Below are 22,479 nucleotides of genomic sequence, written 5' to 3' on the forward strand. Positions count from 1 at the left end.
ATAGCTATTTCGTCCTTTACTCTCCAATCAAGTTGTTCATTCAATTATTATTGAAATTCGAACAAGTAAAACTTTACAATGAAAAATTTCATACGTTACGCAATAGTTATTGCAATTATTACTTCGGCTTGCACATCAAGTCAGAACACAACTGAGATCAAAGAAGAACCTCGAGGCACAGAAAATGTTGCTTATCAATGGGGTAAAATGGCCCTCGAAGCTACAGCCAATGATACAGATATGTTTAAGCCCAGACCTACAATCACGAGTAGATTTTTGGGACTGATTTTTACCTCCATTTTTGATGCTTGGACGCGCTATGATGCGAAAGCCACACCAGTATATCTAAAGGGAGTTGACAGACGCCCAGCTGATGAGCTTACTATCGCAAACAAAGAGATAGCTATCAGCTATGCTGCTTATAGAGCCATGTCAGAATATTACTATTCGGACTCTACCATGTTCAGAAATTTTATGATAGAACTAGGTCTAGATCCAGATGACAAATCGATGGATCCCACTACACCTGTGGGTATAGGAAACCTGGCCGCCCAGGCCGTAATAGAAGAAAGAAAAAGCGATGGCTCCAATCAATACGGGGATATGTCTGGCGAAATGGCTAAGCCATACTACGACTACACCGAATATTCACCAGTGAACACGGTTGACAAAAATGTAGACATCAACAGGTGGCAGCCTAAGTACTTCGCCGATGGCAAAGGGGGGAAATTCGCCCCAAGCTGCCTGACTCCCTATTGGCAATTGGTAAAGCCACTAATGCTAGACTCCTCCAGCCAGTTCCGCCCTGGACCTCCACCGATGGTAGGTTCGGAGCAACTAGCACAAGAAGTGAAAGAAGTCATTGATTTACAAGCAGAGCTAACCGATGAGAATAGAGCTTTGGTAGAATTCATGAGAGATGGTCCTAAGTCGGTACAGCAGGCGGGTCACTGGTTGATCTTTGCGCAAAACGTTTCTGTGAGAGATAATCACACATTGGATGAGGACGTAAAAATGTATTTTCTGGTGGAAGCAGTAGCAATGGACGGGTTCATTGCCTGCTGGGATTCCAAAATGTTTTATGACTATGCAAGACCTTATGCTTTAGTCCATGATTACTACCAAGATCAGGTGATCAAAGCTTGGGGTGGTCCCGAAGTTGGTATGACCGAACTGAAAGGTGAGCAATGGAGACCCTACTCTCCAGAAACATTTCTTTGTCCTCCATTTCCGAGTTATGTTTCTGGGCATAGCACAATCAGTGGTGGGTGTGCTGAAGCTCTCAGGCTATTCAAAGGAGACGACAACTTCGGAGCTTCGGTGGACTTGGTGCCAGGTATAATGACCGAACCAAACCACCTCGGCGATACAGTTACGCTCAACTTCCCAACCTTCACCAAAGCCGCTGAAATGGCTGGTATATCCAGAGTAATGGGTGGATATCATATCCAAGCTGATAATGTAGAAGGCTTGAGTTTAGGTAGAAATGTTGCCAGAGATGTTTATAAAAAATACCTCAAACTAGTAGGCGAAGAGAACAAAACCATTTAATCACAAAAGGTCATGAGTGTAAAAGAAATATCAGAAAAATTAGATAGCGGACTATTCGTCATGGCTGATAGATATAGCTTAAGATTGCTCGAATCTTCTATTGGCCTTATCTATATATGGTTTGGTGTATTAAAGTTTTTCCCCAATTATAGCCCTGCTGAAGTACTGGCTGGGGATACTTTAGAACTGATCACTTTTCACCTTTTTGACAAGCAGTTTCTACTTTGGATACTTGCCAGTGGGGAGCTATTCATTGGCCTGGCCTTACTATTAAGAATCAAATCCAAATATGTGATTTGGGGATTACTTGTTCATATGGGAGGGACTTTCTCTCCCATATTTTTCTTTCCTGAACTGGTATTCACCCACCCACCGTTTGGCTTTAGCATGGTTGGTCAATATATCATGAAAAATCTAGTAATTGTAAGTGCTGCGTTGGTGATTTACACCAAAAATTCAAGGAATGGATATCGCAATTTTTAATAACAAAAAGCTCCTTTTATCTCAAAATGAAATTGAATCTAAAACCCAAACCTGTAACTAGCCATAACCATCAATTGTTGTTTAGATTTCAAGAAACCATATTCAGTCCTTAATTGTAGTTTATTATTGTGTTGATAGTTTATGCCTAGCAACATGTTCCAGCTATATTCCAGTCGCTTGTCAAATTTGTAATAAACATTGTCATCAGCAATCCCCCTCACCAGCTCATAGGCTGCTTGTTGCGCAATTTTTTGTGTAAGGGGCACGTTTTCCCAAAAAACGCCAGACCCATTTGGAATTTCGTTGTTCGTATACTTCGCCCAATTGTCATCCATTCGTTGCTTGTCCTCTTCTGAAATCCCCAATGCTTCATCAAACGCAATATTGCCGGAGGTACGATTATCAAGCTTTTGGTGTTGTGCCCCTGCCCAAACTGCAAAAAATCTATCAGGTCTTTTTGTCTTTATTCTTCTAACAACTCTTAAACCACTGACTTCAACACGGACGGGTTCATTCAAATTTTCATTGGTAGTCCAGGACCAAGAATAATCAGCCATTAATGCAACAGGCCCCAGCGGCACAGCACCTAATAAATTGAAACCATAATACTGCCCACGTATATCTGTTGTGCTATAAAACAACTCACTGCCAACGACACTAAAACTGATTGTTTGTTCACCCCATACTTTTCCATAATATCCCCCAACAGATAAAAAAGGAAAAACCCATGCATCTGCTCTAAAGTTTAAAGTATTGATCCGGCCAACCGAAGGGCCAAAATCAAGAATTCCAGTTAAATCCTTAAAATCTAAATTGTCTTCAGGCGTATCAGGATCTTCAATTGTCATCTCAAAATTTTCCAGAATGAGTCCTTGACGATTAAAAATGGTACCGACACTCGCTCCGAATGGAAGTTGAAGTTTATACCCTTTTTTGTATGCTTTATTCCCTAAAATAGGAAGTACATATGGGTACTCCTCTCGAATCTGAGTACTATCAATGTCTTGGCCAATCAATTGAGTAAAACTCAGGAATGAAATAGTCAAAACACACAAAAATCGCTTATTCATTACAGTATTCATTTAGCAGGGTCGGTATTAATGATATCGTTCAAAGATTGATATATTAATCAATGATGACAACTTTAGTGTCTAAAATTTAGTCCTACGCGAATTCTGGAGCCATAAATACTATTTCCATTAAGTATGGAAATAGTCAGCAAATGACTAATTAGAAATCATATAAATTCGTTCAATCAGCTCTTTAAATTTGTCTTTGATGATTCGGCGTTTTAGTTTGAGTGTAGGTGTCAGTTCGCCAGTGTCAATACCCCAGACAGCTTCCACGAGTTCAAATTTTTTGATTTGTTCCCAATTGCCAAACTCTTCATTATATCGGGCGACTTCGGTTTGAAACAATTTGACCACCTCTGGATGAGATATTAATTCTTTATGTTCCAAATCGTCGATACCATGATCTTTTTGCCAATCTACGAGTACTTCAAAATTCGGAACTATGAGCGCTGAAGGAAATTTCTTGCCTTCTCCGACCACCATGATCTGTTCTATATAGATGCTTTCCTTGAATTTATTTTCCATGACTTGTGGTGCGATATACTTACCACCCGAAGTCTTGAACATCTCTTTTTTACGATCTGTAATTCTGAGAAATCCTTCTTCAATTACCCCAATATCTCCTGTATGAAACCAACCATCCTGGATTACTTCTGAAGTCAAATCAGGAGCTTTGTAGTATCCCATCATTACATTCGGGCCCTTGCAGAGTATTTCGCCATCTTCCGCAATTTTGACCTCTACATCATCTATCAATCTACCAACTGCTCCAATTCTTACGCAATCTGGAAATGCAGCCGTAGCCGTGATCACAGGTGAAGTTTCTGTCAGGCCATATCCTTCACAAACTGGAATTTCGGCTGCCCAAAAGATTCGAGCCAGACGAGGTTGTAGAGCCGCAGCTCCTGAAGAAATAACTTTCAACTCTCCGCCTAAAGCTTCTTGCCATTTGGAAAATATAAGCTTACGAGCAATTTTTAATTTAAAATGGTACCACCTACTAAAATTTCCATTGGGATCGTAGATTAGCCCCAGATCTATAGCCCAAAAGAATAGCTTTCTTTTAATGAAAGGTAATTCGTATCCTTTCGATACAATCTTGTCATACACCTTTTCAAGCAAGCGGGGCACACATGTAAACATATTAGGGCTTACTTCTTTGATGTTTTCTCCGATCTTATCCATGCTTTCAGCATAATACACGGCCAACCGGTTATATATATAAACGTAAATAGCAGTCCGCTCATAAATGTGACACATCGGCAAAAAGCTCAAGGTGCTATCCTCTCCTGGAATCATCGTACCCATGATTCTCTTAGATACACCCAGTGTATTTGACACAATGTTATGATGACTGAGCATTACCCCTTTCGGTCTTCCTGTGGTGCCAGAAGTATAAATGATCGTCAATAAATCTTCTGGCTTCACTTGATCTTTCAAAGCAAGCACTTCATTCAAATCCCCCTCAGGGTTTTTCTCTTGCACTGCTCTCCAATGATCCACTGATTCCACTTTGTCGAATGAATAGATAAAATCAATGCCAAGTGAAGCTGTTGCCTTTTTTACCTTTTCAATCAATTCTGCATCAGCAGCAAAAATCATTTTCACCTCTGCATGCCGAAAAATATACTCATAGTCTTCGACGGTGATGGTTGGATACATCGGAACAGTGACAACCCCAATTTGCTGGCAAGCAAAGTCCACAAAATTCCACTCAGGTCTGTTAGGAGAAACTATGGCCACCTTATCTCCAGGTTTCATCCCTAAAGCCAATAGACCTAAACTCAGTTCATTTACAATTTGTACGAATTCTTTAGTACTATATCCCTTCCATTGACCAAACTCTTTGTAATTCAAGGATTGTGCTAACGGGCCGTTTTCTAGTTGGGAATAAAGGAATTCAAATACGCGTGTAGGTGTCATCTTGTCTTTGTTGTATTCTTCCAAGATACTTATTTCCGATGTTTCAGGAGCGATTTTTTTGATTTTTCTGAATTGCCGTTTTCAATATTCAATCTTCTCATCCGGTAGGCATTCATGGCTGTTTTCCCCAGTCTATTGGTCAATTTATGATTCACATAAGCGCCTACAACCGCCCCCACTCCGGGAATCAGTTGGAGCAACTTGGCTAGGTCCAAGTGATCCCGATATTCTTGCTGAAAAGACTGCCAATCAAACGCATTAATATCCTTTGGTAATTTGTCTTTCTGAACTTCCCAATTGCTAACTATTAAATAAATTTCATTTCGCCTTTTTTGACTTGAGAAAGCCAACTGGAATACGTACAGAATGAAGAGCCTTTCTTTATAATCTTTTGTATCCACACCATAACTAGCGGCAATATCAAAGAGCATCTTCATTTTAATAGACAACCACAACGGGAAGTCGGCCAACCCACTTACAAATCCACCAAACCCTGTAATAGCACCTTCAGCTGTAGCTGTAGATGTGTATTTATTGATTTTGTCCCTGACTTGGTCCTCGATATCCATCATTGATCGCACCTCTGTAACGGGCTTGGTAGTAAAGTCTGCGCCAAACAAAACCGCTCGGGTCAGTTCCTTGATTACCTTGGTAATTACCTTGTGCAATCTATTGGGCAATAAACTATTGATTTTGGTTTGCACTTTACGAATAGCCGCGTTGGAAACAGATGGGGTTCTTTGCATGGTCACTTGCCATTCTGCCAATTCTCTTGCTATTTTTTCCTCGTATTTAGACATGGCTCAGTGATTTTTGCATTTCATACTGCTGTAGATCTGAGGTAAACCCAGATGATTCAAAAAATTGTATCACTCCCTCTTCTTTTGTTTCAATGTTTAAAACAGAAAGTCTCTTGTTTTCACTTAAAAAATGTGCCCTATTTAACAATGAGGACCCAACACCCATTCGTCTATGCTTTGGATTCACGGCTATTTGAGTAATTCTTCCATTTTTTGGTTGAAAAATAATATACCCCAAAAGGTCTTGTCTTAACCGACACTCCAATATTATCTCTTTAGGCAAATGATATATGACTTGAGTCAATTGATCCAACATACTTGGATTTATATCTCCAATAGAACGAAATTCCTCTATTTGGAAATCACTCACTTCGTTAATTTCAAATTCATTTTCAGCATTCACATCAAGCATACCATCTCTAATCATCAGGCACTGAAAAGTCCTACTTTTTTCAAAACCTGCATTCTGATAAGCTTTGATGGCGTGTTTGTTATTTACCAACACTTCTAGCACACACTTTTTAACTCCCGTATCTGTAAGTTTAGGTGAAATAAAATCATATAATTTCGTGGTGAGTCCCTGCCCTAAATAACCTGGAATAACTCCTGTGCCTCCATTGTAAGCTGCCAGTACTCCTTCATATTCATGGATAGATTGGAATATAAACCCCACTAATTTGTCTCCAGAAAATACGCCAGGTGACATGTCAAAGTTGATGTTTAGTTTAAATAGCATTCGGTCTTCAAATGCTTCTCGAGACATTTTCATATTCACCTGATAGTTGGAAAATGCCTCAACAAAAGTTCGGTGCATTTGACCAAGGTCTTCTTTGGTGAGTGTCCTATAATGCAACGATTGAGCCATCAGCAAAGTCTAGAGCCATTGGGCAATTTTCTTTCAACAGACGATAAGACAATATCTCCATTTTCATCCGCAAACCCGGTAACTAATATTTCTGACATAAATTTCCCGATCTGTCTTGGTGGAAAATTAACCACACATATAACCTGTCTTCCCACTAAGTCTTCTAAGTTGTAATGATCGGTAATCTGTGCACTCGATTTTTTCACACCAATCTCATCGCCTAGATCAACTGTAAGTTTGTATGCTGGCTTGCGTGCTTCTGGGTAGGACTCTGCTGTAAGAATTGTACCAACTCTCAAATCAACCTTTTCAAAATCATCCCAATTGATCAATTCATTATTCATACTCTATCTAATACTTTTTGAATTAAATCATCTACGATTTCTCCCGGATTATTGGCGAATTCATGAGTTACACGATTGGCGAGAATTGCACTAAGACTTAATACTTCATGGCCTAACAACCTTCCTAATGCATAATAACCGGCTGTTTCCATTTCAAAATTGGATAGTCTAAAATCACCTTGCCTAAACTGATTCAAAACGTCCATAAACTTTGGCGACTTATTTCTGGCTCTCAATGTTCTTCCTTGCGGACCGTAGAATCCTGGGCAAGTGGCCGTGTGGCCGTGCAACATGTCGAAGGCAAGCTTTTCTTTCAAAAGTTGTGACCCAGCCACAGCATAAGGAGCGAAAGGCAACCCTGTTGTTGCTTGTATTGATTTGGAAATCGCTTCTTCTTCTGGGGTCTGCGCAAGGTCATAGTAGCACATGAGGGTATCAAAACCAACTGCTATCTCCGAGGCCAAAAGGGAACCTACAGGAATGTCCAATTGCATACTTCCAGAGGTTCCTACTCTTATAATGTTGAGGCTTGTTTTATGTTCTTTAATGGTGCGAGTAGCCAAATCAACATTCACGAGAGCATCCAATTCATTCAAGAAAATCTCAATATTGTCAGTTCCCATTCCCGTACTCATTACGGTCAGCTTCTTGCCCTTATAGCTCCCGCGATGGGTAACGAATTCTCGATGCTGCGTCTTGAAATCTACATGATCAAATCGATTCGTGATTTTCTCGACACGTTCTGGATCGCCTACCGTAATGATCGTATCACTAATATCCTCAGGCTTTAGATTGAGGTGATAGACACTGCCATCAGGATTAAGAATAAGATCCGTTTCAGAAATTTGGGTCATGCTTTTTTTAGGAAATTAAATTTCCGAAAAGATAGCAAAATCTACATGACCAATGGAAAATTGTTGTGCTTATGCGTCTACCTTCTGTGCCGGATTGCCAAATACTGTGTCTCCATCAGCCACATCGGCTATTACCACAGATCCCGCACCAATTCTTGCATTCTTGCCGATCTTTACGCCACTCACAATTACCGAGCCCGCTCCGACAAAAGCATTTTCACCCAATTCCACATTAGCACTCACTGTAGCTCCTGCTCCAATTTGCACAAAATCTCCCAATTTGGCATCGTGATCAACCGTGCATCCGCTGTGTAAGATGCAATGATTGGCTAGGTCCGAACCTGCGCCTAAAGTAACATTGGCATTGATAAAGTTGCCATGGCCCAGTACAGCTGATTTGGCAATATGAGCCGAAGCGTGGATGGCATTAGTCGGCATGACTTTGCGCTTTTCAATCAATGCTTTGGCAATCGTCTGTTTTTCTTTGCTATCATCCGTTGCCACAAATGCTTCGCATTTTTGACCTATCAATTTGAGGAATCCTTGATCATTGGTTCTACCCAACACTGGAATATTATCTATTTCTGTATTGTGCAATTTCTTATCATCATCCAAGAAGCCATAGACTACGTTTCCATTCGATTCAAAAATTTCAAGAGCGGCTCTACCTAGGCCACCTGTACCAAAAATAATTACGGGATTTTCCATGCCGCAAAGTTAGAGAAAAGAAGTTTCAATTCTTCCTAAAAACATGTAGAGACTGTAATTGATAAACAACAAACATGAGTACAAATGGGGCATAATAAACTTTAAATCGAGCTAATGTTCCAAAATTAGGAGCTGAGAAACTTAAAAAAATGGAGAGCGAACTGACATATATAAGAATAGCCAATATTTCCGCATTAAAAAACATCTTATTTTTCGCAAAGTATACGACAGCTGCAATTGAGCCGATAAGTAATATTAAGTTCTCTATCTCAGAAAAAATAGTTGGGAAATTCAGGTTTTCTCCAAATAATGGACGATAAATCCCTGAGAACCATAAGTATGGGATGTTGACCAATGTATCCATCCAATTATCAAACCAGCTGAGCAAAAAAAGGCCTCCATCAGGAGACAAACTCAAAAACGTCTCATGACTTTCTATCAAAATGTGCCAAAATCTTTGGTAGGTCAAATTGGGGTTTAGCCAATTGAAAAATAATAATGTAGGAAGGATCATGACTGCCACTATTAGAGCAGATCTTTTCCATGTTCTAATTCCATCCAATTGTTTCCAAAAAGGCAGATGATAAATAGTCAAAAACAAAAGAAGCGGTAGAAGTACCGCCGCTATATAATACTTGATAGAAACCAGGAAAATCAATGACACACCTCCTATCAGGATATTTCCAATACTTAGTCTGCCAAGTTGACGCCATCTAACATACGAACCAAGAGTAAAGGTTAATGCGGCGAAAGCTAAACTTTCTTTGAGCAAACCAGAAGACCAAAATACAACAGAAGGAAAGTATAAAAACCCAAGTATAACAGGGAACTTAAATTCATTATTCCATTCAACAAGTTTATCTGAAAAGTAAAAACAACCTAAAAAACTGAACAATGAAAAATAGGCCGACAACAGCCAATAATCTGCTTGGGTTATGTATTTAACCAATGCAATCATCCGCACAAAGTATATTGCTCTCATAGGATCCGACCAACTGACTTCATGAGTTATTGCCTGAATAAATGCTGGGAATTTAAGTCTAGTCAATACTGAAGCCTCTTGATAAAATTTAAAGGTATCCCCCCCTTCATAGTAAGATTGAAAAAGAAGCCCCATTACGATGCCGCATCCCAGTTTGAATAACAAAGCCGGTAGATAATAATTTCGTAGCATGCTATGGGTATATCTACGATAATTGAAATAAGCTATACCTAAAAGCAGTGCAACATTGATGATATAAATGAATGTGATGGACAAGTGCTAACTATTAATTAAGCTGACCCCAATTTTACAGGATAGGCACTTCTTTTTCAAACAAAAATCATTTCTTAGTCCTATCAAAGACTGACTATCAAATGCATCATTTGCTTTTAATCCCATTTCTAGCCAACCGTTAATAATATGATTTTTTTCAGCTGGCAAACTTTGCAGCAGTGCGACTGCTTTATCCATATAATTTTCCTCATCAGTATATTGAGCATAAGCCGCTAGTAGAGGTGCCACTGAATTTATCAAAATCAAATCAATACTTGCTTTTCCAATCTTCTTTGTAAGGCGACTTCCTTTTTTAGAAAAATCATAGTGCTCCTGCCAATAGGACGAAACTTTAAAGTCGAACATGATTCGAAGTTCTTTGCTATCTGTGTAATGAATGAACTGATCAAAGCATTTCACATTTTTCGCTAAAAAAGAAGAAAACTGTGCCAAGCGTACTGTCGGGAAATTGCCGGGTCTTAGCCTTAGAAATTTCCATTCTGCTTTCTTTAAGGACAAATCATCGAGCTTATATTTTTTCGATAAATAATCATACTCTTTGCTCAATGCCAATCCATAATCATCCTTCGCATCCTGTAGGAATCCGGCCATTCCAAAAATAAGCGATTCGATCTGATCAAGTTTTTGTGCATGTTTCATCAGAATTTTGTGATTCAAATTTTGTGACAGCTTGAGAAAGGGTTCTTCATTGGTTTTGAATCCAAAATTTTTAGCTAGTACCTGATAAGTAGTCTCTTCCCAATTTCCATTATTTTTTGCTAGAAGGTGCAGAATATACTCCGATTTTTGCTTCAATCGCATCACTCCTACTTGTTCAAGCATCGACAATTTATCAATGTCTTTGACCTGATCAAACTGCGACAAACAAGGAGTTTTTTCCGGACTTTTTATCAGCTGGTTACACTTCTTGAGCAGCTCAGGTTTGATACGGTCTTGTAATTCGAGTACTGGTAGTATTTGTCCATTGGCCATATGAACTTCCTCATCATTCTCCCAAACCACATGAAGCACCACATTGTTATAGGCCTCATCATGTTGATGTCGGTGCCTGTTCCAATCCGAGGATTTTAGATGCAGCTCTACATGTCCATACCAGGTAATTTCTCCAATCAGCAACTTGGCATTCAAGAAATCAGGACCAGCATCTGTATTATAGCTGCCTATGGAATAAACTTGAATCTGCTGTTCATCATGAGTAGTTAATGATTGATTGCTGAATTTTTGGAATTGCCAGATGAAATGTAAGAATGATTCTCTCACCGTTGGTTGGGTTGGATATTGAAGTTTAAATTCAATTTAGACTTTGATCATTTAAAGTCAAAATCATGTTAAATCCAATTTCTGCTTAAATGAATTGTCTCCTCCATCAAAGTCAGCCATTTTTTGCAACAATCCTTCCACAGTTTCATCTTCCACAAACAAATGCAAATTAGAAAATTTAACAAATCCTTCTTCATGCATGTATTGAAAGAGAGACAGTAATTTTTCATAAAACCCATTGATATTCAATATGCCGATAGGTTTTTTCACGAGCCCCAATTGTGCCCAAGTCAAAACCTCAGCCAATTCTTCTAATGTACCAAATCCACCAGGCAAGGCAATAAAGCCATCCGATCTACCAACCATAGTGGTTTTGCGCTCATGCATATTTTCCGTTTGAATCAATTCTGTAACATCCGTATTCGTTATTTCAATCTGATCCAAAAACTCTGGAATAACTCCGATTACCTCACCACCATGGCTCAAGCAAGCTTGTGCAACCGCTCCCATGATGCCTATTCGGGCTCCCCCATAAACCAATCTGATTTTTCTCTTTGCTAAGGCCGTTCCAAGTTCGGTGGCCGCATCCACATAGCGTACATCTTTACCTAGTGAAGATCCACAATACACACAAATACTTTTCATTGAACTAATATAATGGCAGAAGAGCAACTTTGATTACATGATTTGATAAATCCTCTTTGAACAAAAGGTTGGACGTGTGCATCGATAAAGATAAATTTGCGCACATTTTAAGAATTGCTATGGCCAAGGAAAAAATAAAAGCAGAAGACAAGCGGGCGTTTAACAAGGAAAATTTTGGCAAGCTCTATGGAATTTTCAAATACCTCATGCCTTACAAGTCCAAATTTGTGATAGGACTGGTCTTTTTGGTTTTGGGAAGTTTTCTTTTGCTTGCCTTTCCTCTAATCGCAGGAAAACTTATTGACGTAGCTTCCGGTGAAGGCACCTGGTTGCTGAACGACATCAATAGTATTGCGATGACATTGGTTGCTATTCTCTTTTTACAAGGCATTTTTTCTTTCTTTAGAGTCTATCTTTTTGCACAAGTAAGTGAAAACGCCATGGCCGATGTTCGTTTTGACTTATATAAAAAATTGCTCTATCTGCCTATAACATTTTACGATCGCCATCGAACTGGTGAGCTAATGAGTAGAATGTCATCTGATGTCACCCTGCTGCAAACTACTTTCTCTACAACATTGGCAGAAGTCATCCGTCAGGTAGTGACATTGATTGCGGGTATAGTAATCATTTTTGTGATCACACCGGCTCTCAGCACATTCATGATCATGACACTTCCAGTGATCATTATTGCTGCCATGATTTTTGGTAAAAAAATCAGAAAACTATCGCGTCAATCCCAAGATGAACTAGCTAATTCGTCGACCATTGTCGAGGAAACCTTACAATCTATTCTCGCTGTAAAATCATTCACAAATGAACTTTTTGAAAAGGCCAGATACAAAAAATCCCTTAACGAAGTAGTTTCCCTCGCATTAAAAACAGCCACTTTTCGTGCAGGATTTATTTCATTTATCATTTTCGCCTTGTTTGGTGGTATGGTAGCTATTCTTTGGTACGGAGCACTTCTTTTGCAAAATGGCGAAATGACTTTAGGAGATTTAACCTCCTTTGCTTTTTATACAGCATTTATTGGTGGGTCCATAGCTGGTATGGGGGATATGTTCGGACAGGTTCAAAGAGCCATTGGTGCTTCAGAGAGAATCTTAGAAATACACGATGAATCTTCTGAGACAGAAGTTACAGATTCTGAAAAAATAGAGAAATTCCAGGGTGATATCTCTTTTGATCAAGTGGATTTTCAATACCCGAGTAGAAAGGAAATGCCGATTCTGAGTGACTTCTCCATGCAAGTGAAATCTGGTGAAAAAGTAGCTTTAGTAGGAAAAAGCGGAGCCGGAAAATCAACCATTGCTCATCTTCTTATGCGATTGTATGATGGATTTGGAGGCTCTGTTAAAGTAGATGGGCAGGAAATTTCGTCTTATGATCTTTCAGCATTCCGAAAGAATATTGGCATTGTTCCTCAAGAAGTCATTCTTTTCGGTGGAACCATCAGGGAAAACATTGCTTATGGCAAACCCAATGCTACACAAGAAGAAATCGAATTGGCAGCTCAAAAGGCTCATGCCCTAGCGTTCATTAATTCATTTCCAGAGGGATTCGATACGATTGTTGGAGAACGTGGCGTGAAATTATCTGGAGGGCAACGACAACGTATAGCCATTGCTCGGACAATCTTAAAAGATCCTTCAATACTTATATTGGATGAAGCCACAAGTTCATTAGATGCCGAATCTGAACAGCAAGTACAACTAGCACTCAATGAATTAATGAAAGGCAGGACTACTTTAATTATTGCTCACCGATTGGCTACAATTAAAGAGGTGGATCGAATTTATGTAATTGAAAATGGGAAAATTGAAGAGTCAGGTGCACATAACGAATTAATAGACAATGTGAATGGCACATACCACCACTTAGTCAATCTACAATTGGTCAATTAAGTATAGTATTCTGATATAAATTTCATTATCTCCCTGATAATCATTTTCTTTGCGGCTTGTTAATCGAGAATAGCGAGTAACAATCAAAAACCACCAAGACACATACCCATGATTCTCAATTTGTTTTCGGGCACTAACGAAGCCTTACTGTTTGGCATCTTCGGGATTGTAATCATCCTATTTCTTGCGGTTGACTTAGGACTAGTTCATAAAGGACCTGCCAAGATTACGCAAAAGGATGCGCTGCTACAGACTATATTCTGGATTGTAGTTTCATGTATTTTTGGTGGGTTAATCTACTTTTTTGGAGGTGGAGCTAATGATGCCTTAGAGTATTTCTCTGCTTACGTCACCGAAAAAGCTCTTTCTGTTGACAATATCTTTGTCATCCTTCTCATCTTGAGATATTTCAAAATAAAGGACGAATACTATCATGACATTCTTTTCTGGGGAATCCTAGGAGCTATAGTTTTCAGAGCAATTTTCATTTTTCTTGGAGCACTACTCATAGGAGAGTTTCACTGGATATTGTACATCTTTGGTGTATTCTTGGTGTATTCAGGTATCAAAATCTTCAATGAAGATGAAGATATGGAAATAGAGCCTGAAAAAAATATGCTCACCAGATGGGCTAAAAAGGTACTTCCTATCTCAACCGAAGACCGCGGTGGACGATTTGCATTTATAGAAAATGGCAAACTGTGGTTTACTCCGCTATTCCTTGTCATACTTCTTATCGAATCAACGGATTTAATATTTGCAGTAGATTCAATTCCGGCGGCTTTCGCAATTACTCAAAATGAATTTGTGATCTATACCTCAAATATTTTTGCAGTGATGGGACTTCGTGCTATGTTCTTCCTTTTGGCCAATATTTTAGATCGCTTCTATCTATTACAAAAAGGACTTTCTATCGTTTTAATATTCATTGGTGTTAAAATGTTAATGGAAATGAGCATCGTTCAACAAGGGTTTCAAATGGCATTCGGTATTGAGCACGCACATATTCCAATTATTTGGTCATTTATAGTCATCATGGCAGCTCTGACCCTTTCTATAGTCTTATCCGTTATATTTCCGCAAGAAGAGGAAATTGTTAAGCCTGTAGAAACCACAAAAAATTAATCCACTTTATCGTTACTTTTGAGGTCTTATTTTCGTTAGGCACTTATAAAAGAGTAAACTATGTACATTCCATTTGACGAAATGGCTGACACTTCGCGTGTTTGGATTTATCAGGCTGACAAACTGCTTTCTACGTCGCAACAATCTCAGATTGAGTCTAAATGCAATTCCTTTCTGCAAGAATGGGCTGCACATGGACAAGCTTTGAAGAGCTCATTCCAAATTATCCATGATAAATTTTTGGTGATTAGTGTCGACGAATCATTTAATCAGGCCAGTGGATGTTCTATAGATGCTTCTGTTGCCCTTATCAAAAATCTAGAACAAGAATTTGAAATTAATTTCTTCGATAGAACCAAAGTTTGCTTTTTCATTGATGGCGAAGTTGTTGAAGTTCCTTTGAACGGAATCAAAGCGGAAGTTGAAAGTGGAACTATCACTTCAGAAACATTAACTTTTAACAATTTGGTGACTGACATTCGCTCATTTCAAACCGAATGGAAAGTGGAAGCGAAAAACAGTTGGCTGAAACGCTATTTCCAGTAAGGGACGTATATTAGGAATGTGTTTTATCTTTAGGTAAACTATAAATGGATTTTATGGCCAGCAACAACAGACTTTTCAGTTTATTTCTAATCATATTTTTGACTTCATGCAGTGCATCTAAAAAAGCAAACAAAAGTCTTGAAGCAGGAGAATATAGCGATGCCATATACCAGCTAGAAAAGTCTATAAAACCAGATGATCCAGAATCAAATTTTCTGCTGGCCGAAGCTTATAGAAAATCTAATCGGATTCAAGAGGCGGAACCCTATTACATGGCGGCCATAGATGCAGGCATTCAAGATGAAAGCGCCTACTATTTCTACGCGGTTTCACTCAAGTCCAATGATGATGTAAAGAGAGCCAATAAAGTGTTGGAGGATTACCTGAAAACAGGGGAAGACGATGCCGTAGTGGCATTAGCGGAGCGTGAATTGAATAATTTGGGTCAACTCCCAGAAATTGAAACAAGAGTAAACCATTTCCGAGTTAAAAACCTTGAAGCTATCAATTCGAAATTTGCAGAGTATTCGCCATTCTACAATGCAGGCAAACTCTATTTCACATCTAATAGGCATGGAGGTAAAATTTATAAAGGTACTGGAACACCGTTTACAGACATTTATGTAGTAAACACGCGTGGAGCCAATGTGGACCTGGCCACCTTGGAAGAACTAAGCCCAATCATCAACGAACCCAATGTGAACCTCGGATCTATCACCATATCAAAAAATGGAAATACCGTGATTTTTGCTAAAGGGAACTCTGGTAAATCTTCTGGTTCCAATGACGTCAACCTTTATTTCACGCGTTTCAGGAATGGTACCTGGCAAACGCCGCGTCCACTCAGCATTAATGGGCAGGACACCTGGGACTCCACACCAGCCCTCAGCCCAGACGGAAAGACATTGTATTTTTCTTCGAATCGTGAAGGAGGATTTGGTGGACTGGATATCTACACCGCTTCATTAAATAGACGAGGGAGATGGGTGGATGTGAGAAACATGGGAGAGGGCGTCAATACACCTGGTAATGAAATATTTCCATATGCTGGCGGTACCGGGAAATTATACTTTTCTTCAGATGGATGGCCGGGATTTGGAGGACTTGATATATTTGAAGTCACTCGGGAAGCAGGTCATGTAAAACTAGAAAACCTTGGCACGCCTATTAATTCTAATGCAGATGACTTTGGCCTATTTCTTTTTAATCCCTCTCGTGGATTTTTCACTTCAAACAGAAAAGGTGGTAAAGGTGATGACGACATTTACACCTTTGTCAATGATGACCCAGAGTTACGCATAGTAAACTACTGGCTGTCTGGCACGACACTAACCCATGAAAGCGACAGTCAACTCGTAGCTCTATCCAACACCAAAGTAGTCCTTAGAGACCAAGATGATAATATCATTGATGAGAAATTTACGCAAGTGGATGGTAAGTACAGGTTCCGAGTATTTACAGAAGAGAATTATTATCTAGTGGCTGAAAAAGAAGAATACTTTACTACTCGTATTGATTTTTCGACTATCGGCAAATCAGTAGATAAGTCTACGCTCAAAAACACAATTACCAATATCGAATTTGAAGTGGATCTTCCACTGGAAAAAATTGTGGTGGACAAAGCCATAGTGCTGAACAATATTTACTATGATCTAAACAAAGCTGACATTAAACCGGAAGCAGCGGCAGAATTGGATAAATTGGTTACACTCATGAGAGATAATCCGAACATCACCATAGAATTAAGTTCCCATACGGATGTACGATCCAGTCACGAATACAACATGAATTTATCACAGCGCAGAGCGCAAAGTGCAGTAAACTACATTGCCTCACAGGGAATAGAAAATAGAAGAATGGTGGCCAAAGGTTATGGAGAAACCAAATTGATTATTCAGAATGCCAAGACTGAAGAAGAGCATCAGGTAAACAGACGTACAGAATTTAAGGTGACTCGCTACAATAAGAAGTTTGCAAAACAACAAGCGGAAGATTATGACGAGTCGGATAGGTTTTTTAACGATGTAGAAGACACCCAGTAAATACCGATACTCAGTTAGGAGAATTACCTAAGCATCTAATTAAATCTATCACCACACTCTTTTTGTTATAATATCAAAAGAAATATTTTTCCTTTTATCCGAATTTTTTTGCCAATTCTAGCCATTATCGTACCTTTTAAGGAACAAAGTTAATTTTTAAGAGAATCCTGTATTCTCTTTTTTTTAAAAACGGATGATCTTTGAAGTTGAATTAATTGTAAACGAATAGTCAATTTCCTGACGCTAATGGTTTACAGAAAACTCAAAGGAGCCTTCCGAACCTAACCAATTAGAGTGAATTATACATATGAAAGGTTTTTTTATTAGAGCGACAAGAGTGACCCCATCGATTTATTTCGACCCAGGGAAAGGTCTGTTGGATATTCGGGGCAAATCAAGCCCGGAAAACCCGTTGGTGTTCTACAGGTATATCAATGATTCTATCGATCATTTTGGCAAGAGTGACAAAGCAGCGATCACGCTTAATGCAGCCTTCGAGTACTTCAACACAAGCTCGTCCAAATGTATTTATATTCTTTTCAAGAAACTAAATGACCTTAAAGTAGAAAGAGGCAAGGAGATTCATATCAATTGGTACTACGAGGAAGGAGATGAGGATATGTTAGAGGCAGGCGAAGACCTAAGCTCATTCTTCAATTACGAATTCAACTATGTCGAAATACCTGAAATTAAGATTTTAGGCCAAATAAGAGAGGAATCCTCAGAAAACTAGAATTTTATTAAAAAACTAAGAAATCTAAGACCTTGCATACTCGCAGGGTCTTTTTTTGTCATTTTTATTCCATTTCTATCTAAATGACTCAAAATTCAATCTATCAATTCCAATGATTCGTCGATCATCTCATTTTAGTCATCTAAAACATGACTTCGATTCGTCTAATAAACCGTAATAAATCTTGAAAGCTGGATAAAACAGCTAAACTTTGTTTTATTGAATTCATTCCATAAATAATAATATTATTGGAACGAATTAGTTATATAAGTCAATTAAATATTTTTTTAATCCTATAAATCAAACAGCTATGGATCGAGAATATAAATATTTGTTGCTCTATTTTATTGGATTGGTATTGCTGACAATCATCAGCTAATCAACTAAAAACATTACCGCTATGGTAAGAACTTCGGAGTGGCTTTTGTCGCTTCGATTCCTGAGCTGTCCCGCACCTTTTTGGTGCGGGATATTTTTTTAGGAGGATAGTTTTTTGAATACTTCAGCAATGTTTTGAACAAGAACTACATCTATTTTAAAATTGGCCGCTTCCACCGCCTTCGAGTTATTCTTAGAAACAAATATCTTTTTGAATCCTAATTTTTCGGCTTCCGAAATTCTGCTCTCAATTCTATTTACAGCTCTCACCTCTCCGCCTAAGCCTATCTCACCAGCAAAACAGATGTCTGAGCTTACCACCTTTTCCTCGTAGGAAGAGACGATTGAAACCGCTATGCTCAAATCCAAAGCGGGGTCATCAATTTTGAGCCCTCCTGCTATATTGAGAAATACATCTTGGTTGCCCAGGCGAAGCCCACCACGTTTCTCTAACACAGCCAACAACATATTCAATCTCTTTGCATCATAGCCTGTGGTGCTTCGCTGTGGTGTGCCATAGGCCGACGCACTGACCAACGCTTGAGTTTCGATAAGCAAAGGGCGATTGCCTTCAATCGATGCTCCGATGGTCACACCGCTAAGTTCACTGTCCTTGTGTGCGATCAAAATCTCTGAGGGATTAGACACCTGTCGCATTCCTGAGCCTGACATTTCATAAATACCCAACTCGGAAGTCGATCCAAATCTATTTTTAATGGTTCGCAATATTCTATAGCTCAAATGACGATCGCCTTCAAACTGAAGTACCGTGTCCACCATATGCTCTAACACCTTAGGTCCGGCAATGGTACCCTCCTTTGTAATGTGTCCAATGAGAAACACTGGCACATTCGAAGTTTTAGCAAATTGAAGGAGCTCAGCGGTACATTCCCTCACCTGACTAACACTTCCTGCTGAGCTGTCTACTTTAGAAGAAAACAATGTCTGTATGGAGTCTATGATCAGGATTTCTGGATTTACCTGTTTAATCTGTTGAAAAATATTGTTCAGTGATGTTTCAGATAGCAACAAACAATTTTCAGATTTGGCCTGCATACGTTCTGCACGCATCTTGATCTGTTGAGGGCTCTCTTCTCCTGATACATATAATATTTTCTTCTTGGGAAGGCCTAATGCTACCTGCAAAAAGAGCGTTGATTTTCCTATCCCGGGCTCTCCTCCTATCAATACCAAAGACCCCGGTACGATACCTCCACCTAAAACACGATTCAATTCCTCATCTATCGTCTTGAACCTAACGCTATCTTCCGCCTTAATTTCCTGAATAGAAACTGCCTGATTTGGTCTAGCATTATTATCTTCTTCAGTCCAAATCTTAGTATTGCTTGAAGACTGTGTTACCAATTCTTCCACGTAAGAATTCCACTCATTGCACGAAGGGCACTTGCCTACCCACTTGGGAGATTGAGCACCACAATTCTGGCAAAAGAAAGCTGTTTTAGTTTTAGCCATAGATACTTAAGTTTGAAGCGACAATTTAAATTGAATTTCAAAAAGAAATGGCGTTTTTGAGCCAATGACTTTTCTCATAAAATTAGACTTGCTGCCTAACCTCAAATCACATACTTTTGCTCTTATTTTTAATTATTCTAAATAAGAGTATTCATGCGATCAGTGGCACAGCTAAGACCTGGGGAGAGAGGAATTGTAAAAAATTTTACCAATGAATATATCTCTTTGAAATTATTAGAAATGGGCGTATTGCCTGGTACTGAAGTAGAAATGAAATTTTCCGCCCCTTTGGGAGACCCTATCTGTATCCGTGTATCTGGCTATGATTTGTCACTGCGGTTAGAAGAGGCAGCAACTATTACTTTATCCTAATTATCCATGAGCAGCGCTTCGCTAAATGTCGCCTTAATAGGCAATCCAAACGCCGGTAAAACTTCCATTTTCAATTTGCTCACGGGCATGAATCAAAAGGTGGGGAATTTCCCTGGCGTCACCATGGACAAAGTCAGTGGGACATTCCGAGAGAACGGAACCGTGGCTAACGTAATAGACTTACCAGGTACATATAGCATATATCCCCGCTCTATGGATGAGCGAGTGGTATTTGATGTGCTTAGTGACAAAAAAGCGCAAGACTTTCCTGACAAAATAGTCGTGATTGCGGATGCATCCAATCTTGAAAGAAATCTTTTACTCTTCACTGAGATTCAGGACCTGGGGTTACCAACCGTACTTGTATTGTCGATGCTCGATGTAGCCAATAGAAGTGGATTAAATATAGATATTCGCGCATTGGAAGAGCAATTCCAGACCACAGTTCTGACTATAAATGGAAGGACCGGTGAAGGCATTCATGAGCTTAAAAAGACTCTTTTAGAAGACCTGTCAGCTACAAACGAATTGTTTTATGATATCAACGAGTTGTCTCCGGAAATTATACCTGTCATCAAGGAAAAATTCGACCTTGACAATGACTATGTGGCTTACCAGTACGCTCAACAAACATATAGTAAAACCTTTCTGAGTAATGACGAAAAACAATTCATTGCTGACGAGAAAGTCAAATACAATTTTTGTGATCGCCAGTTTCAAACCACAGAAACTGTAGAACGATACAAAATCATTCGTGACAAGCTTTCACAAATTGTCACAAAAACTGACCTTGAAACCACCGCCACTCGAAATCAAAAAATAGATAAAATACTTACACACAAAATATATGGTTATCTCATATTTTTTGTGGTGTTATTTGCTCTCTTTCAATCCATTTTCGCATGGGCTGAACCATTTATGGATTATATCGATTTCGGTTTTGCGAAATTGAGTAGTTGGACCAAAACCTATTTGCCATCTGGTGTTCTGACAGATTTGATTGCTGAAGGCATCATACCAGGTTTAGGCGGTGTCATTATTTTTATACCTCAGATTGCCCTGCTTTTCTGCTTTATCGCCATCCTAGAAGAATCGGGGTATATGGCTCGTGTGGTCTTTCTAATGGATAAGATCATGAGGAAATTTGGTTTGAATGGTAAAAGCGTAGTGCCTTTGATCTCAGGTGTAGCCTGTGCCATTCCTGCTATAATGGCCGCCAGAAATATCGAAAACTGGAAAGATAGAATCATTACCATATTCGTGACCCCATTTATGAGTTGCTCAGCAAGACTTCCAGTCTATGCCATCCTCATAGCCTTAGTCATCCCAAATGATTATCTGTTCGGATTCTTTAGTGTTCAGGGACTTGCATTAATGGCTTTATATCTTGTCGGCTTTTTCGGCGCGATATTTTCTGCCTTGCTAATGAAGAAGATTTTGAAAGTAAAAGAACAAAGCTATTTCATTATGGAGCTCCCAATTTATAGATGGCCAAAGTGGAAAAATGTTTGGATTACGATCTTTTCAAAAAGTAAGACATTCGTGTTTGAGGCTGGTAAAATTATTCTTGCCATTTCAGTCATTCTTTGGGTGCTTGCTTCTTATGGCCCTGGTGAAAATTTTGAGCAAGCAAATGAAAAAATCTTGGAAAAGCATCCTGACGTGACAGTTGACTCACCAGAATTCGACGATCTACTCAGTGCACATAAACTTGAGTATTCTTATGCAGGTTTGCTAGGAAAATCAATAGAACCCGCCATTCGTCCACTCGGTTATGATTGGAAAATTGGCATCGCATTGATTACTTCTTTTGCGGCTAGAGAAGTCTTCGTAGGAACAATTGCTACCATCTACAGTGTGGGATCTGAAGCAGAAGATGAATCTACGATTAAAGACAAGCTAAGAGCTGAAATCAACCCATATACCGGTCAGCCCATGTACTCCATTGCATTGGGCGTATCCCTTATGCTGTTTTATGCGTTTGCCATGCAATGCATGAGCACACTAGCTGTAGTCTATAGAGAAACCAAATCCTGGAAATGGCCGGTTCTCCAATTGATTTATATGTCTGCTGTTGCTTATCTGTTTGCATTTTTCGCATACCAATTATTGAGCTAATAC

Annotated in this window: 20 protein-coding genes; 9 read left to right on the plus strand and 11 right to left on the minus strand. The window is 39.1% G+C overall.

Annotation, left to right across the window (positions count from 1 at the left end; all coding sequences use genetic code 11):
* Positions 1 to 78: 78 nt before the first annotated feature.
* Positions 79 to 1,551, plus strand: a complete 1,473-nt coding sequence (locus tag ACOQO5_RS14625) for a vanadium-dependent haloperoxidase (protein WP_420582431.1) — start codon at positions 79 to 81, stop codon at positions 1,549 to 1,551.
* A 12-nt stretch (positions 1,552 to 1,563) separates the two neighbouring features.
* Positions 1,564 to 2,034 carry a doxx family protein gene (locus ACOQO5_RS14630; RefSeq protein WP_420582432.1) on the plus strand — a complete coding sequence of 157 codons (471 nt, stop codon included), beginning with the start codon at positions 1,564 to 1,566 and terminating at the stop codon, positions 2,032 to 2,034.
* A 38-nt stretch (positions 2,035 to 2,072) separates the two neighbouring features.
* On the opposite strand, the gene ACOQO5_RS14635 is transcribed toward ACOQO5_RS14630, so the two are convergent.
* The 10 genes from ACOQO5_RS14635 to ACOQO5_RS14680 all read right to left on the minus strand — a co-directional run bounded on the left by ACOQO5_RS14635 (position 2,073) and on the right by ACOQO5_RS14680 (position 11,782).
* A complete protein-coding gene (locus tag ACOQO5_RS14635) occupies positions 2,073 to 3,104 on the minus strand; it encodes a hypothetical protein (protein WP_420582433.1) in 1,032 nt (343 codons plus the stop codon).
* Positions 3,105 to 3,260: 156 nt separating this feature from the next.
* On the minus strand, positions 3,261 to 5,054 hold the full coding sequence (locus ACOQO5_RS14640; protein WP_420582434.1) for an AMP-dependent synthetase/ligase: 1,794 nt from the start codon (positions 5,052 to 5,054) through the stop codon (positions 3,261 to 3,263).
* A gap of 5 nt (positions 5,055 to 5,059) precedes the next feature.
* Positions 5,060 to 5,830: an EcsC family protein gene (locus tag ACOQO5_RS14645; RefSeq protein ID WP_420582435.1), complete on the minus strand. Its 771-nt coding sequence runs from the start codon at positions 5,828 to 5,830 to the stop codon at positions 5,060 to 5,062.
* A complete protein-coding gene (locus ACOQO5_RS14650) occupies positions 5,823 to 6,695 on the minus strand; it encodes a GNAT family N-acetyltransferase (RefSeq protein ID WP_420582436.1) in 873 nt (290 codons plus the stop codon). The genes ACOQO5_RS14645 and ACOQO5_RS14650 overlap by 8 nt, the downstream gene beginning before the upstream one ends.
* A complete protein-coding gene (locus ACOQO5_RS14655; protein ID WP_420582437.1) occupies positions 6,695 to 7,039 on the minus strand; it encodes a tRNA-binding protein in 345 nt (114 codons plus the stop codon). Before ACOQO5_RS14655 ends, ACOQO5_RS14650 begins: the two co-directional genes overlap by 1 nt.
* Positions 7,036 to 7,893, minus strand: coding sequence for a nucleoside phosphorylase (locus tag ACOQO5_RS14660; RefSeq protein WP_420582438.1), 858 nt, complete (start codon positions 7,891 to 7,893; stop codon positions 7,036 to 7,038). Before ACOQO5_RS14660 ends, ACOQO5_RS14655 begins: the two co-directional genes overlap by 4 nt.
* Before the next feature lie 69 nt (positions 7,894 to 7,962).
* The gene (locus tag ACOQO5_RS14665) at positions 7,963 to 8,601 is read right to left on the minus strand and encodes an acetyltransferase (protein WP_420582439.1); all 639 of its coding nucleotides are present in this window, start codon (positions 8,599 to 8,601) and stop codon (positions 7,963 to 7,965) included.
* 25 nt (positions 8,602 to 8,626) lie between these two features.
* The gene (locus tag ACOQO5_RS14670) at positions 8,627 to 9,859 is read right to left on the minus strand and encodes a hypothetical protein (protein ID WP_420582440.1); all 1,233 of its coding nucleotides are present in this window, start codon (positions 9,857 to 9,859) and stop codon (positions 8,627 to 8,629) included.
* 3 nt (positions 9,860 to 9,862) lie between these two features.
* Entirely contained in the window at positions 9,863 to 11,137 is a 1,275-nt protein-coding gene (locus ACOQO5_RS14675) for a DUF2851 family protein (protein WP_420582441.1), read from the minus strand.
* Positions 11,138 to 11,200: 63 nt separating this feature from the next.
* Positions 11,201 to 11,782, minus strand: a complete 582-nt coding sequence (locus ACOQO5_RS14680) for a TIGR00730 family Rossman fold protein (protein WP_420582442.1) — start codon at positions 11,780 to 11,782, stop codon at positions 11,201 to 11,203.
* 119 nt (positions 11,783 to 11,901) lie between these two features.
* Between ACOQO5_RS14680 and ACOQO5_RS14685 the strand changes: the two genes are divergently transcribed.
* The 5 genes from ACOQO5_RS14685 to ACOQO5_RS14705 all read left to right on the plus strand — a co-directional run bounded on the left by ACOQO5_RS14685 (position 11,902) and on the right by ACOQO5_RS14705 (position 18,135).
* Complete coding sequence (locus tag ACOQO5_RS14685) at positions 11,902 to 13,689, plus strand: ABC transporter ATP-binding protein (RefSeq protein ID WP_420582554.1); 1,788 nt, start codon at positions 11,902 to 11,904, stop codon at positions 13,687 to 13,689.
* A gap of 108 nt (positions 13,690 to 13,797) precedes the next feature.
* Positions 13,798 to 14,814 (plus strand): TerC family protein, encoded by a 1,017-nt coding sequence (locus ACOQO5_RS14690; protein ID WP_420582443.1) that lies wholly within the window; start codon positions 13,798 to 13,800, stop codon positions 14,812 to 14,814.
* A gap of 60 nt (positions 14,815 to 14,874) precedes the next feature.
* Entirely contained in the window at positions 14,875 to 15,360 is a 486-nt protein-coding gene (locus ACOQO5_RS14695; protein WP_420582444.1) for a hypothetical protein, read from the plus strand.
* Between the two features lie 53 nt (positions 15,361 to 15,413).
* On the plus strand, positions 15,414 to 17,402 hold the full coding sequence (locus tag ACOQO5_RS14700) for an OmpA family protein (protein ID WP_420582445.1): 1,989 nt from the start codon (positions 15,414 to 15,416) through the stop codon (positions 17,400 to 17,402).
* A 307-nt stretch (positions 17,403 to 17,709) separates the two neighbouring features.
* Entirely contained in the window at positions 17,710 to 18,135 is a 426-nt protein-coding gene (locus ACOQO5_RS14705) for a DUF1987 domain-containing protein (RefSeq protein ID WP_420582446.1), read from the plus strand.
* Between the two features lie 477 nt (positions 18,136 to 18,612).
* Here the strand turns inward: ACOQO5_RS14705 and radA are convergent, their stop codons facing one another.
* Positions 18,613 to 19,986, minus strand: a complete 1,374-nt coding sequence (radA, locus tag ACOQO5_RS14710; RefSeq protein WP_420582447.1) for a DNA repair protein RadA — start codon at positions 19,984 to 19,986, stop codon at positions 18,613 to 18,615.
* Positions 19,987 to 20,139: 153 nt separating this feature from the next.
* Between radA and ACOQO5_RS14715 the strand changes: the two genes are divergently transcribed.
* Both ACOQO5_RS14715 and feoB read left to right on the plus strand, forming a co-directional pair.
* Positions 20,140 to 20,358, plus strand: a complete 219-nt coding sequence (locus tag ACOQO5_RS14715) for a FeoA family protein (RefSeq protein ID WP_420582448.1) — start codon at positions 20,140 to 20,142, stop codon at positions 20,356 to 20,358.
* 6 nt (positions 20,359 to 20,364) lie between these two features.
* Complete coding sequence (gene feoB, locus ACOQO5_RS14720) at positions 20,365 to 22,476, plus strand: ferrous iron transport protein B (protein ID WP_420582449.1); 2,112 nt, start codon at positions 20,365 to 20,367, stop codon at positions 22,474 to 22,476.
* Positions 22,477 to 22,479: the final 3 nt, after the last annotated feature.

The sequence above is a fragment of the Reichenbachiella sp. genome (genome assembly GCF_965223055.1).
Classification (GTDB): domain Bacteria; phylum Bacteroidota; class Bacteroidia; order Cytophagales; family Cyclobacteriaceae; genus Reichenbachiella.